This is a genomic window from Anatilimnocola floriformis, from assembly GCF_024256385.1.
In the GTDB taxonomy this organism is placed as follows: Bacteria; Planctomycetota; Planctomycetia; order Pirellulales; family Pirellulaceae; genus Anatilimnocola; species Anatilimnocola floriformis.
Genome location: NZ_JAMLFW010000001.1, coordinates 4,047,291 through 4,061,419, shown reverse-complemented (window position 1 = coordinate 4,061,419; position 14,129 = coordinate 4,047,291). Strand labels below are relative to the sequence as shown.

6 protein-coding genes are annotated in these 14,129 nt (G+C 59.6%); 3 read left to right on the top strand and 3 right to left on the bottom strand.

The features are described 5' to 3' along the window. Positions 1 to 58: 58 nt before the first annotated feature. Positions 59 to 5,704: a serine/threonine-protein kinase gene (locus tag M9Q49_RS15615; protein ID WP_254509724.1), complete on the top strand. Its 5,646-nt coding sequence runs from the start codon at positions 59 to 61 to the stop codon at positions 5,702 to 5,704. 290 nt (positions 5,705 to 5,994) lie between these two features. On the opposite strand, the gene M9Q49_RS15610 is transcribed toward M9Q49_RS15615, so the two are convergent. Beyond that, positions 5,995 to 6,771: a biotin--[acetyl-CoA-carboxylase] ligase gene (locus M9Q49_RS15610; RefSeq protein ID WP_254509723.1), complete on the bottom strand. Its 777-nt coding sequence runs from the start codon at positions 6,769 to 6,771 to the stop codon at positions 5,995 to 5,997. Between the two features lie 35 nt (positions 6,772 to 6,806). Then, positions 6,807 to 10,247, bottom strand: coding sequence for a pyruvate carboxylase (locus M9Q49_RS15605; RefSeq protein ID WP_254509722.1), 3,441 nt, complete (start codon positions 10,245 to 10,247; stop codon positions 6,807 to 6,809). 328 nt (positions 10,248 to 10,575) lie between these two features. Between M9Q49_RS15605 and nadB the strand changes: the two genes are divergently transcribed. Next, positions 10,576 to 12,219: an L-aspartate oxidase gene (nadB, locus tag M9Q49_RS15600; RefSeq protein ID WP_254509720.1), complete on the top strand. Its 1,644-nt coding sequence runs from the start codon at positions 10,576 to 10,578 to the stop codon at positions 12,217 to 12,219. An 18-nt stretch (positions 12,220 to 12,237) separates the two neighbouring features. Here the strand turns inward: nadB and M9Q49_RS15595 are convergent, their stop codons facing one another. Next, positions 12,238 to 13,212, bottom strand: coding sequence for a D-2-hydroxyacid dehydrogenase (locus M9Q49_RS15595; RefSeq protein WP_254509719.1), 975 nt, complete (start codon positions 13,210 to 13,212; stop codon positions 12,238 to 12,240). An 87-nt stretch (positions 13,213 to 13,299) separates the two neighbouring features. On the opposite strand from M9Q49_RS15595, the gene rnc reads away from it, so the two are divergent. After that, a complete protein-coding gene (rnc, locus tag M9Q49_RS15590) occupies positions 13,300 to 14,079 on the top strand; it encodes a ribonuclease III (RefSeq protein WP_254509718.1) in 780 nt (259 codons plus the stop codon). Positions 14,080 to 14,129 lie beyond the last annotated feature (50 nt).

Genomic DNA, 14,129 nt, shown 5'->3' with positions numbered 1-14,129 from the left:
CTCGTTTCTTGCCTGAGCAGCCATCGCCATCGCGCGGTGTTTGCGCGAACCAGAGCTCATGCCACATCCTCATTCGCGGCACTCCGTTGCCTTCAAAGTCGGCGATACGCCGGTCCCCGGCTATCGCCTGGCGCGCGAGCTGGGGCGAGGTACTTTTGGCATCGTTTGGCTGGCAGTGACCGAGAACGGATTCGAGCGCGCGCTGAAGGTCGTCAACCTGGAACAAAAGGGTGGCAAAAAAGAGTTCCGAGCGCTGCGGCTAATTAAGGATCGCAAGATCCTGCACGGCAACCTGCTCACGCTCATCGACTACTGGCTGCTCGATCGCGATGGCACGATCATCGCAGCGCCGAACAGTGTCGCTGTCGATACACACGTCGTGCAGCCGAAAGTGACGCCGGGCAGCGGCCTCGCCGCGACCACGGTGGGCGAAGGACAACAGAATCAGCCGCGGCCTGCGATTCAAGGGACGATGATTCCCAGCCAATCGCCTGAAACCGACTCCTTCAACATTCGTGAGACATTCCAGCAACCGCAGCCCGCCAGCACGCGGGAGGACGATCACAGCCAGGCCATTTGGCTCGTCGTCGCGATGGAGCTCGGCCACAAAACGCTGCACGATCGGCAGAAAGAATACTCGCACGAAATCAGCCAGAAGTCCCTGTCCAAAAGTGCCCGCAAGGGAGCCACGCAGGTGAAGGGGGCCACGAGCGCCGGTTCGCACACCGTCGCCGACCGTCGATCGCAAACGCAGGCCGAAGCCGAAGAAGACGTGCTCGCCGCCCTGCCAGCTGATGAAGTTCTGCCATACATGGAACAGGCGGCCCGCGGCCTCGACTATTTGCATCGTTGCGAAATCGTCCATCGCGACATCAAGCCGCAGAACATCATGCTCGTCGGCGATGTCGCCAAAGTCTGCGACTACGGCCTGGCCAGCGAATTGGGCGACATTCGCGCGACGACCAACGCCTTCACGTTGCCCTACGCCGCGCCGGAAGCGATCAACAAAAACCAGCCGTCGCCGGCCAGCGATCAATACTCGCTCGCGGTCACATACGTCGAGCTGCGCACCGGCCGCTGGCCTTTCGTCAGCAACACTTCGACCGCCGTCTACGCAGCCAAAGACACCGGCGTTCACCATCTCAAGTTCGTGCCGAATCGCAACGTCCGCGCGGTTCTCAAAAAGGCGCTGTCGAAAAAGCCTGAGGATCGATATCCCTCTTGCGGCGAATTTGTCAAGCAACTCGCCAAGGCCGAAGCAACCCGCTTCAACTTCTTCGCAACCGCGCAGGCCGTTCTCGCGACCTTCGCCATCGTTGCCGTGCTCCTTGCCGCGTCGGCGACGCATCCCGCGGTCTGGGCTCGCATCAAACCATTTCTGCCGCCGGCTCTCACGCAACCACTGCTAACCGGCCAAGGAGAAAAAGAGTTCGATGTCGCCGCGTATCGCAGCCGCTTGCAGTCGGTCGAACAACTGCTGCTCGACAACAAACGAGCCGAAGCGCTGCAGGCATACACACTGCTGCATCAGGAAATTGAATCCCTGCCCCCCAAGGAAATCGATCTCCGTAACGAGATCATTTTCGGTCTGGCCCGCGCACAGGCCGGCGCTACTGGCGCGCTGAACGATAGTGAAAAACGGACCGCCATTGCTCAGCTCATCGAGCCGCTGTCGACGGCTGCGGCGCTGCCGGGGAAGCAAGGGCTGTGGAATCATTACCTGCAAGTAATCGCGGCGGGCAAAGAAGGCAGTCGCGAAGTCGGCCCCGAAAGTCAAATCGCCAAGGAAGCCCTCGCTGTCTGGGAACGCCAGTTGTGGAAGGATGCTCTCCTTCGCCACGAAGCCCCCGAGCTCAAACGCCTGCTCGATCTGGCTCAGACCAAACGTCTGGAAGGGACCAGCGAATCGTTGCAACTCGCCGAGCAAACCTTGACCGAGTTGCGTGAGAAGTCGGCAGCCGCTCTCGAGCTGTCGGTTTCGCTGCGGCATCAGATCGACGTTGAAGAGTTGCATCTGCATTACGCAACTGCTAATCCGCCGCCCGCCGAAAACTTGCTCGCCATCAAAAGCTATCTCGAACAGGAATTGGCTCTCGAGCAGAACCTCGTCGACCGCGTGCAGTTGCTCGAACTCCTCACGCTCAAAGCCAGCATGGGTGACAACTTCTATCTCGCCAACGACGAAGTCGCCGCTGCGGTCATCGATCTCAAGCCCGAGTTGTTCGGCGAATCTCGCTTGGAATCACTCCACTTCGGCGCCGAGGAAGTAAAAACGGTCGTCCAACTGCGCGACGAGTTTCTCGCCGAGATCCGGCAATCGGCCGTCGAACTTCCCGAGAAGGCGCTCGAGTCGCTGACGCATCTGCTGCCGCAGCGGGCCGCCATGCAGTTGCTCGCCGAACGGTTGCGCGGGCATTTGACTAGCACCGAGCTGAAAGAAAACCAGCTCCCTGCCGTGCAGTTTGCCTGGGGCGACTTCAGCAAGGCGTACGAACAGTTTCGCAAGTCGTCTGGCAGCGAGAGCGATCTGGCCGGAATGGCGCAAACCGAAGCCGACCTCAGCCTGGAAGTTTCCTTTGCCGATCCCAAAGCGGATCCGAACGTTGCTCTCGTGGAATTCGTGAACCGCGTCATCAAATCGGGCGATGGCGTGAAGTGGTTTCAAAAATTACTGGGCCGCGCTCAACAAGGTCCACCCTGGAGTGCCGCGGCGGCCATTCCGCTGCAAACATTGCTCCGCAGCCCGACCGACGATCTCGCCAGCCATCGTCAGTTTTCCGAATGGCAGGCCAAGGTCGAAGCTCTCGTGCTGCGCGACGTGCTTCATACCGATCCCGCCAGCGACAAGGTGATTCAAGCGATCCTCGCCACGCTCAGCCGCGATGCCGGTGATGGGAAGGGACCGATTCCGTCGCTACTTCGCATCGAATGCGAAATACTCACCACTCCTACGCCCACGCCGGAAAAAACGCAGGAGTGGAGCACCAAGATCGATCGCGCCTTGAATGCCATCGGCAACAGCGACGCCGATTTGAAGTCCTATGGAAACTTCGTTCGCTCGCGCTTGCTCGCGAATAGCGGCAATGTCTTTCAACAAGAAGACGCCGCCCGCAACATCGGTGACCTGCTCAAGCATCGACCGCTGCCCGGCTGGTTTACCGCGTCTCGCCGTCAGGGCGCTGGCGACGTGTTTGCCATTTCAGCGATCAAAGCTCTCAAGCTCGATGACGAAGACATTCTCCGCTTTGCCGACTTGTCGCCAGCCGCTGGTTCGCAGCTGGCCGGTTTGCAGGCCGTCGCCAACGATGCCCAGGTGCAAGCGCCGGCGTTGCAAGTGGTTTCGGCCATCGTTGAGGCCCGCCAGGAAAAGCCCGACTGGAAAAAGGTCCAGCAGTGGATTGCCAGTGGCCGGAATGACTCGCGCACCGCGGCGATGTTCGATCAATTTCACGCGGTCCGCCTGCTCGAATACGTCGCTGCCCTCGCTGATCTGCGGGCGGCTCCCGAGAACTCGCCGCTCGATCCCAAGATCGTGCAAGCCTTTCACAAATTGCTGATCGCTCAGAAGGATAAGCAGTTTCTCTACTTCAGCTTTGCGGAAGGCTCGCGCGATAACGACGAAGGTGTGCTGCAGAACATTATCAATCCCGTAGTCCTGCATCCTGCCATGAAGGATGCCAAGGAGCCGCCAAAGGAACTCGCTTTTCTCTGGGGCGCGAAGGGGCGTTTGCTGCAACGCAGTCCGCTGATCGTGAATATCGATCCTGCCAAGCAATCCGACGTGCGCGACTCCAGCACGGTGGCCATTTCGCTGTCGAATCAGGCGTTCGACCGGGCTCGCGCGCTCGATACCAACATCAACTACCTAGTCGGCTACGGTCGCACGCTCGCTGCCGTTCCTGCCGAGTCGACGCAGCGCGACGATCGCATGCAGCGGTTGTACGAACTAGTCGACAAGCACGATCCCGATGGCAAGTCAACAAACATCGGCATGCGTTTTCTCTCGGCCTATGTGCTCCGCTTTCGTTCGTACGACAAGAGCGACATCCCCAACATCCGCCTCGCCGGCACGCGCTACGAAGCGGTGCTCAAGGAACTTCCCGCCGATGATCCGTATGAACTGAATTCGCTCTGCCGCGAAGGACTCAGCGACATTCATTTGCGACTCGCGTTTTTAACTCCGCAAGTTACGCCTGGCGAAGTCCGCACGCTCCTCGGCGGCGGCACACCGGCGGTCAACACCAAGGCTTACCACCTGCAACTCGCCGTAAAACACGCTCTTGAGGCCACGCAAAGTAGCGGGCGGAATCAAAAGGAAAACGCTTACACCGCGCTCGCCAATGCCTACGAAGACTACGCCTACTATCTCGGCCTGACCGAGTATTACGCCAAGTCGAAAGACGCCTTCGGTTTTGCGATCAGCTCGGCTCGCGACCGCGGCTTGCCGGTGGCGAAGGCTCAGATGAACTACGGCCGCTGTCTGTATCGCTACGCGACCGATCCCTTCGCCGGCTTCGCCAAGAACGACGAGCGAATTGAAATTCTCAAGATCGCCGTCGCACAGCTCAACGAAGCCGTCGAGTCCGACAAGCTCCGACCCAGCGACGAAGTTGAAGCGTCGTTCTGGCTCGCCGTCGACAAGCGGGCGATCGGCAAACTCGCCGACCGGGCTGCGAAGCTGACTCTCAGCGAAGAGGCACTCAATCATTTTCACCAGGCAGCCGAAGCGGCCACCAAGCATCAGTTGCCCGACATGCAACTCCTCACGCTGGCCGAAGAATCGGAAGCGGCCATCGATTTGTACAGCATGTATACCGTGGCCAAGGACCCGATCCGCCAGCCGAAGGTGTTCAAGCAAGCGCAGGCGATCGACGAGCAGGCCTATCAGATTTTCCTGAAGAAACCGTCCGCCGCGAACCCGAGCCAGCTCAAGACTATCGCCAGCAACGGCGCCGTGATCTGGCGGGGCGAGGCGCCGAAGCGGATTCGCTGGCTGGAAGGCTCGCCCGCCATCAAGGCTCAGTGGAATGCCAACGATAATTGGAAGTCGGAAGCGATCACGCTGCGGCTCAACTTCGCCCAACTGCCGGAAGGTAAAGACGAGATCCGCAAGGCCCGCGAAATCCTCGCCACAATGAAGGATCAGCGGCAGAAGGATCTGGCCGAGTCGCGGATCCTCGACTTTGAAGCGACCATCGCCTATCGAGCGTTCGAAGATGTCGCCAGCAAGCAAAAGGACCTGACGCAGCAAGAACTGCGTGAAGAAGTCGACAAGCCGCTGACGTTGCTGATTGCGGCCAAGAAGCACCACGACCAGATCATGGAAACGGAGCCGAAGGCGTTGCTCGATCGCATCAACGCGACTTCGCTAACGCAGCTCAAGAATCTGGCGCGCGAGCTGACAGTCGCCGAGAAAAAGAAGGTTCACGAAGCGCTAATGAAGTCGCCCGACATCGACACGCGCAAGCGATTGTTTCAACTGTGCAATTTGTCGTTGCTCACTCAGCCAGCCGATGCCAAGGCAACCGCGCGAAAGAACGAACTTGCCCGCATCGGCCACGACGCGCTCAAGCCGTTTTATCTCTTCGCCGATAACGAATTGATTTTCAACGGCCTGCGCGAACTCAAGGACAAGCATCAAGTTGGCCTCGAAAAGTTCGAAGGCCAACTGAAAGTCACCGGCGATAAGTTCGACAAAAAGTAGTCGCTTAGCCGCCGCTGCAACCGCCGCCGAAAATCATGTAGAGCACGACCACGACCGGAAGTGGAATGCCGATAACCCACAAGATGGCCCAAAACGCTCGGTTGCCCATGACTGAATCCTCAAAGTAGTTACTACGTAATTTGAATTGCCCGTTGATGGCGATTCAGCACTTTGCAAAGGTCATGCCAGAGCTAGAAACACTCGAATTCGCCGCGTTTTCCACACGTCGTGGCTGCTGCGACATCAATGCTGGTTGCTGAACGCTCAAAGCGCAGCAACTTGAGCGATCGCTACTCGAACGAGACGACGCTGCCCGCCGCGAAGGCTTCTCGGCCCCGCTCGGTGTGGAGCAACAGGCTGCCGTCGGCATCGATTCCCAGGCAACGACCGACGTGCTGCGTGCGACCGACTTGCAATGTCACCGTGCGGCCGGTGAGGGAGGCCCGTTCCTGCCAATGCTCGCGAAGCGCGGCGAAACCTTCTGCCGCGAGCCGCTGCCAACAGTGCTCGAGGCGCGAGAGAATCTCGAAGAGCACCGCGCTGAGCGATCGCTGCTGACCATCGAGATCGCACAAGGCAGTCGCCGTGGAACTCAGCTCTTCCGGCGCGTCGGCAAACGAATTGTTCACGTTCACGCCGATCCCCACGATCAGCCGGCCGCGGGCCTGGGCCGGCGACTCGATCAAGATGCCGCAGATTTTTCGGCCATCCGCATACACATCATTGGGCCACTTCACCGCGAAATCCACAGCAGGGATTTCGGCAGCCAACGCTTCGCAAATGGCCAGGCCGGCCGTGAGCGAATAGCCGGACCAGTTGGCCGGCGCGGAACCTTCGCCCGAGAGGATGACCGAAAACATCAAGCCACCGCGACTCGACCACCAGCGGTTCCCGCCGCGACCGCGACCAGCCGTTTGTTCCTCAGCCCAGACGAGCGCGGGACAAGCGAGGAACTCTTCCGCAGCTAACTGAGTTGCCTGGTCATTCGTACTACCCAGCGACTGGGTAAATTCCAATCGCTGGATCCAAGGATGGGCCGCCAAACTCGCGAGTTCATTCTTCCGCATTTCCCTCGCCTCTCGCCTCCCGTCCCTCGCCCCTCTTACGCGTACGTCAGCATCAAATCGCCCGTCTCGACGCGCGTGCCGGGCTTCACAAACAGTTCGGCGATCTTACCGTCCTGCTCGGCGACCACGGTGGTTTCCATCTTCATGGCTTCGAGCGACAGCAGCTTCTGGCCCTTGGCAACGGAATCGCCGGCCTTCACCGCGACCGACACGACCATGCCCGGCATGCTCGCTCCGACCTGCTGCTTGTTGCTTGAATCGGCCTTCATTCGCTTGGTCGCGGAAGCCTCAGCCGACTTGTCGTCGATGGTCACTTCGCGGGGCTGCCCGTTCAATTCGAAGAAGACCGTCCGTTTGCCGTCGGCGTTGCTCTCGCCGACGTTGAGGAACTTGACGATCAGCGTCTTGCCTTCTTCGATATCGATGGCCATTTCTTCGCCTGGTTCCTGGCCGAAGAAAAAGACCGGCGTGGGGAAGATGCTGGTGTCGGAATACTTGCGTTGGTGCTCGGCGAATTCCTCGAACACCTTGGGATAGAGAATGTGCGAGAGAACTTCGCGGCGCGATGGATCACGCAGCAACAAGCCTTTAACCTTGGTCGTCGCAGCTTCCATGTCGGCTGGTGGCAAGCTTGCGCCGGGTCGGCCCTTCACCGCTTTGCGATCGCGCAGAATCCGCTTTTGCACGGCCTTAGGGAAACCGCCCGGTGGCTGACCCATCATGCCGCTAAGCAGATCGATGACCGACTCGGGAAACGCAAAATCGCGAGTTCCTTCGACGATGTCTTTCGGCTGCAGGTCGTTGGCGACGAGAAACAGCGCGAGATCGCCGACTGCCTTCGACGACGGTGTGACTTTCACGATATCGCCGAGGAGTTGATTGGTCTCGGCGTACATCTTGCAAACCTGCGTCCAGCGATCGGCCAGGCCAATCGCACGGGCTTGCTGATAGAGATTGGTGTACTGACCGCCGGGCATTTCGTGTTCGTACAGTTCCGCCGTGGCTGGCAGCATCACGCTGTCGAACGGCAGATAGAACTCGCGGACGGCTTGCCAGTAATCGGCGACGCGGTTCAGTTTTTCAGCATCGAGACCGGTGTCGCGCTTGGTGAAGCGGAGGCCTTCGACAATCGCATTGAGATTCGGCTGGCTCGTGCCGCCGCTCATCGGCGCCATCGCGGCGTCGGAGATATTGAGCTTCGCTTCGGCCGCTTTGAAGATCGAAGCGGCTTGCATGCCGGCCGTATCGTGCGTGTGGAAGTGGATCGGAATGCCGATCTCTTGCTTCAGCGTTTTCACCAGCAGCTCGGCTGCGTATGGCTTGCAGAGACCGGCCATATCCTTGATGCAGAGGATGTGCGCGCCGAGCGATTCGAGTTCCTTGGCAAGATCGACGTAATACTGCAGGTTGTACTTAGTGCGACTTGGATTGAGGATGTCGCCCGTGTAGCAGATTGCCGGCTCGCACAGGCCGCCCGCCTTGAGGACCGCTTCCATCGCGACCTTCATGTTGGGGACCCAATTGAGCGAATCGAAAATGCGGAAGATGTCCATTCCCGCTTCGGCTGCTTCTTTGCAGAAGTCGCGCACGACGTTGTCGGGATAGCTCGCGTAACCAACGGCGTTGCTGGCGCGGAACAGCATCTGAAACAGAATGTTCGGAACCTTGGCCCGCATATCGGCCAGACGTTGCCAGGGGCATTCCTTGAGGAACCGCATGCTGGTGTCGAACGTCGCGCCGCCCCACATCTCGAGCGAAAAGAGTTCGCTGAGGTGATGCGAATAAACTTCGGCAATGTTCGTCAGATCCTTGGTCCGCATCCGCGTTGCCAAGAGCGACTGATGGGCGTCGCGGAACGTGGTGTCGGTCAAGAGCAGCCCCTTCTGCTTGTTGACCCACTCGCCGAACTTCGCGGGGCCGAGTTCCTTCCACTTGTCGCGCGAGCCCGGTGGCGGCGTCGTTCCCTTTTCGATGCGCGGCACCGGTGCTGGCAATCGGCGCGTCGCTTTGGGCATGCCTTTGACGAGCGGGTTGCCGTTGACGATGACTTCGCCCAGGTAGGTGAGGAGCTTGGTCGCGCGATTCCGCCGCTTCGCCATGTGAAACAGGTCGGGCGTTTGATCGATGAAGCGTGTCGTGCAATCTCCGGCCAGGAACGTGGGATGTGTGATCAGCTGAATGAGGAATGGAATGTTCGTCTTCACGCCGCGGATGCGGAATTCCTGCAAGCAGCGTTCCATGCGCCGAGCAGCATCGACGAACCGCCGACCGCGAGCGCTAACTTTCACTAGCAGCGAATCGTAGAACGGATTGACCGTGGCGCCCGAATAAGCACTGCCCGCATCCAGGCGAATGCCCATGCCGCTCGCCGAGCGATAATGCGCAATACGGCCGTAATCGGGCATGAAATTATTGGCGGGGTCTTCGGTCGTGACGCGGCACTGAATCGCAAAGCCGTTGGTCTTCACCAGGTCCTGCGACGGCAGGCCGATCTCCGGATCGGCGAGTGGCACGCCCTGGGCGATGAGGATCTGCGATTTCACAATGTCGATGCCGGTGACTTCTTCGGTCACGGTGTGTTCGACTTGGATGCGCGGATTCACTTCGATGAAGTAAAACTGGTTAGTCTCGCGATCGACGAGAAACTCGACCGTGCCGGCGTTTTCATATTTCACCGCCCGGCCGATCTTCACCGCAGCATCGCACAGAGCCTGGCGAACGGCGGGATCGAGATGCGGGGCTGGCGCGATTTCGACGACCTTTTGATGCCGGCGTTGCACCGAGCAATCGCGTTCCCACAGGTGGAACAAGTTGCCGTGCTTGTCGCCGAGGAGCTGCACTTCGATGTGGCTGGCGCTGGTAATGTACTTTTCGATAAAGACATCAGGGCTGCCAAATGCCGACATCGATTCGCGCTGCGCCGATTCAAACGATGTGACGAAATCGGCTTCCTTCAGCACCACACGCATTCCGCGGCCGCCACCGCCGTGAGCTGCTTTGAGGATGATCGGAAAGCCGAGCTTCGTCGCTTTTTTCAAACCATCTTGAGCATTCGGAATCGCGTCGCTGCCGCTGAGAATCGGCACTTGCGTTTGCTCGGCGATGCTGCGGGCGAACGTTTTATCGCCCAGCTTTTTGAGCGCTTCTTCGTGCGGACCGACGAAGGTAATTCCCGCGGCTTTGCAGGCCTTGGCCAATTCCGGATTTTCGGAAAGAAAACCGTAGCCCGGATGAATGCCGTCGACGCCGTGCTGCTTGGCAACCGCGATGATCTCGGGAATGTTGAGATAGGAACGAATCGGTTCGCCCGGCTTGCCGATCAGGTAGGCCTCGTCGGCTTTGAAGCGGTGCAGGGCGTAGCGATCTTCGTGGGCATAGATGGCCACGGTGCGAATGCCCAACTCGTGAGCACTGCGGAAGACGCGGATGGCAATTTCGCTGCGGTTGGCGACGAGAAGCTTGGTGATTTTGTTCATGAGGTGTTGTTGCTGCGCGGTGTTGTTGCGATCAGGCAGACAGCGACCGGGAGAGGCGCGGGATTCCTGGCAAGAGAAGTGCTATCGGCAGCCAATCGCCGACAACTCCATCGGGCCGAAAAAGGAAGGGTGTAGTGTACCCGCCCCAGGGGCGCGTTTGCCATGGTGGGCGCGGCGTGATCCTACCGCCTGCGCAAGCGGAAAAATCGTTCCTTGCGAGTTTGTTAGGCTGCGTGCGGACGGGCCGTTGGAGGGGATGAGCACTTTCTTTCAATAGGTGACCGGCTTAGAGTGCAAGGCACGCAAAACACCCCTTGGTGAGCACTCCATGCCTTTGGCAACGCCCCGCTATCTCGTCTCGTTCACCCCGCGGCAGCTCCCGCACTTTTTCACCGATGTGCTGATTATCGGCGGCGGGTTGGCCGGGTTGCGGGCGGCCAATGCCATCGATCCGCGGCTGTCGGTCATGGTGGTGACGAAAGACGCACTGCTGCAATCCAACAGCAACTACGCCCAAGGTGGCATCGCCGGTGTTCTCGACCCGGTCGATCGTTTTGAAGACCACGTGAGCGACACGTTGATCGCCGGCGGCTCGCTTTGCGATCAGCGGGTGGTCGAAATGGTCGTGCGTGAAGCACCGGAACGAATCACCGAACTCATTCAATGGGGTACGCGGTTTGACGAAAAAGCCGGGCAAATTCTGCTCGGCCGCGAAGGTGGCCACAGCCACAACCGAATTGTTCACGCCCTCGGTGATATGACCGGCCGCGAAGTGATGCGGGCTGTGGCCGAACACACGGCAGCGCTGCCGCATGTACGGATCTGGGAAAACACATTCACCATCGATCTGCTGACGCACGAAAACTCCTGCCACGGCGCTGTGGTCGCCACGAAGCACGGCGAGCAAATGCTGGTCTGGGCCAAGCAGACGATTCTCACAACCGGCGGCGCGGGACAGATTTATCGTGAGACAACAAACCCGGCCATTGCTACCGCCGATGGTCATGCCATGGCGTATCGGGCCGGCGCCGAATTGCGCGATATGGAGTTCATGCAGTTTCATCCGACGGTGCTCTACATCGCCGGTGGCAGCCGCAGCTTGATCACCGAAGCCATTCGTGGTGAAGGGGCTCGGCTGATCGATCGCGACGGCGTGCGGTTCATGGCGCAGTACGATCCGCGTTTGGAGCTCGCGCCACGCGATGTCGTTTCGAAGTCGATCGTCACACAGATGGAAAAAACGCGGCACCCCTGCGTTTATCTCGACGTGACGCATCTCGATCCCACGTTCATTCGGCAGCGTTTTCCCGGCATCGCCGCGGCCTGCAAGCAATTCGGCCTCGATATTACGCGAGATCGCATTCCCGTTCGGCCCGGCGCGCACTACATGATCGGCGGCGTGACAGTCGATCTTGCTGGGCGAACCACCGTTTCCGGCCTATGGGCTGCGGGCGAAGCAACCTCGTCTGGCTTGCACGGCGCGAATCGCCTCGCCTCGAACAGCCTGCTCGAAGGCTTGGTTTATGGCGCGCATGCGGGCCACGGCGCATCGCAGGCGGCCCTCGCCATGCCGAGTGACTTTCGCGTTTTTCCTATTTCCAGCGCGCCGCCGGAAGACTCGATCGATTCTCACGAGCCGCTCGATGTCACCGACATTCGCAATTCGCTGCAAGCGCTCATGTGGCGAGCCTGCGGCGTGCGACGGTCGGACGAACTGCTGGTCGAAGCGATTGCGACCATCGATCAATGGCGCAGGTACGTGCTCGTGCGGCAATTCAACGACGTGGAAGGCTGGGAGCTGCAGAATCTGCTCATCATCGCCCGGGTAATGGCGCAAGCCGCTCGTGCGCGAAAGGAATCACGCGGCGTGCATTTGCGCACCGACTTCCCCGACATGAACGACGCCGAGTGGAATCGGCACATCTGGTTCCGCAGCGACGGAACCAGTGATACCAGCGGCACTGCAACTTAACTCGCAGTTTGGAAACGGCTATTCGCCGCGGCGGGCTGCAGGCGTGGGATAGCCCAACCGCTTGTCGACGACGTTGAGCAGCTTTTTACCAGCGAAGTAACGGCGCAGGTTCTCGCAGATCAAATCGGTCGAGTCATCGACACGCCGGGCAGCTTGCGCTCCGACGTGCGGCGTGATGATCACATTCGGCATCGCCCACAGCGGGCTTTCTGGAGCAAGTGGCTCAACTTCGGTCACATCCAATCCCGCTCCAGCAAGGTGCCCAGATTGCAGTGCAGCGACCAAGGCTGCTTCGTCGACGATCGGTCCGCGGGCGACATTGATCAGCATCGTTCCCTTACGCATCTGCGCAAACTCGGCAGCGCCGATCATGTGCTCGGTTTCTTCATTGAGCGGCGCGGCGAGAATCACGATGTCGCTGGCCTGCAGCAACTTCGGCAATTGATCGGCGGGCCAGAGTTCATCGACGCAGTCGGGTTTGTCATCGGCGAAAGTATCGGTGGCGATGATCCGAGTTTTCCACGGCCGGAGCACTTCGGCGATGCGTGTGCCGTTGCCGCCCAAGCCGACGATGCCAACGGTCTTGTGATGCAAGTCGCCAGTCGGCCGGCGAATGAACTCGAGCTTTTGCTGAGCGCGAAAGAACGTCGGCAGCGAGCGGAGCAAACCGAGCATCAGCGCGAAAGTTTGCTCAGCAACCTGATCGGCAAATAGTCCGGATGCGCTGGTTACGACGATCTCGCTGGCGATCACTTCCGGTGTCAGGCAGTGATCGAGACCGGCAGCCGAAGACTGGATCCAACGGAGTCGGCCTTGCTTGACGACTTCAGGCCAAGGCACGGGAACTTTGGCGTGACCGCAAAAAATATCGGCCGTCAACAATTCGCGGGCGATCCCTTCCTGGCCGGCGTTACAAACCTCGCAATCGGGGGCTGCGGCTTGAATTTGTTGTAAGTGGCGGTTTTCGACGGGATAGCAAACCACAATGCGCATGACCGACCTCGGGGCTCAAAACTAGATCTGAATATTGACAAAACATATTTCCAGATATAGGTTTGCGACAGTAGGGGTATTATTTCTATGACTGACGAAACTCCCGTGCTCGACGGTGATCCGCAGCCCACTGCCACGGACACCGCCACGGCCGCGCCTCTCGATTCGCTCACCTTGCTAGAGCGCTGCGAACATCGCATCGGCTATCAATTTCGCAATCAGGCCCTGCTGCGCGCTGCGCTCACGCACGCCTCCGGCGCCGAACATCGGCTGGCTTCGAACGAACGGCTGGAGTTCCTGGGCGACGCGATTCTTGGCTTTGTCGTATGCGACGTGCTGTTTCAGCAGTTCCCCGATTATCTCGAGGGAGATCTGACGAAGATCAAGTCGGTAGTCGTCAGCCGGCAGACTTGCGCCAAAGTGAGCGAAGCCCTCGGCCTGCAAGAATTTCTCGTGCTCGGCAAAGGGATGTCGACGCACCCCAGCGTGCCGCCGTCGCTGCTCGCCGATGTATTTGAGTCGCTGATCGCCGCGATCTATATGGATGGCGGTGAGCCGGCGGCCCGACAGTTTGTACTGGCCTATATCGGACCGGAAGTGGAACTCGCCGCGGCTGGCGAACTCGGCGGCAACTACAAATCGCTGCTGCAACAACTGGCCCAGCGCGAAGTTGGCACCACGCCCACCTATCACTTGATGGATGAGAAGGGCCCCGACCATAGCAAGTGCTTCAAGATCGTCGCTCAAATCGGCGGCACGCGCTATCAAGGCGCTTGGGGCCGCAACAAGAAGGAAGCCGAACAACGGGCCGCTTGCAATGCCTTGATGGAAATCAAGGGCGAGCCGGCGACGTATCCATCCGACTGATCGATTGGCGGGGTAGGTGCTGGTCGCAGCGAAACTGGTCGCCGCGAAAT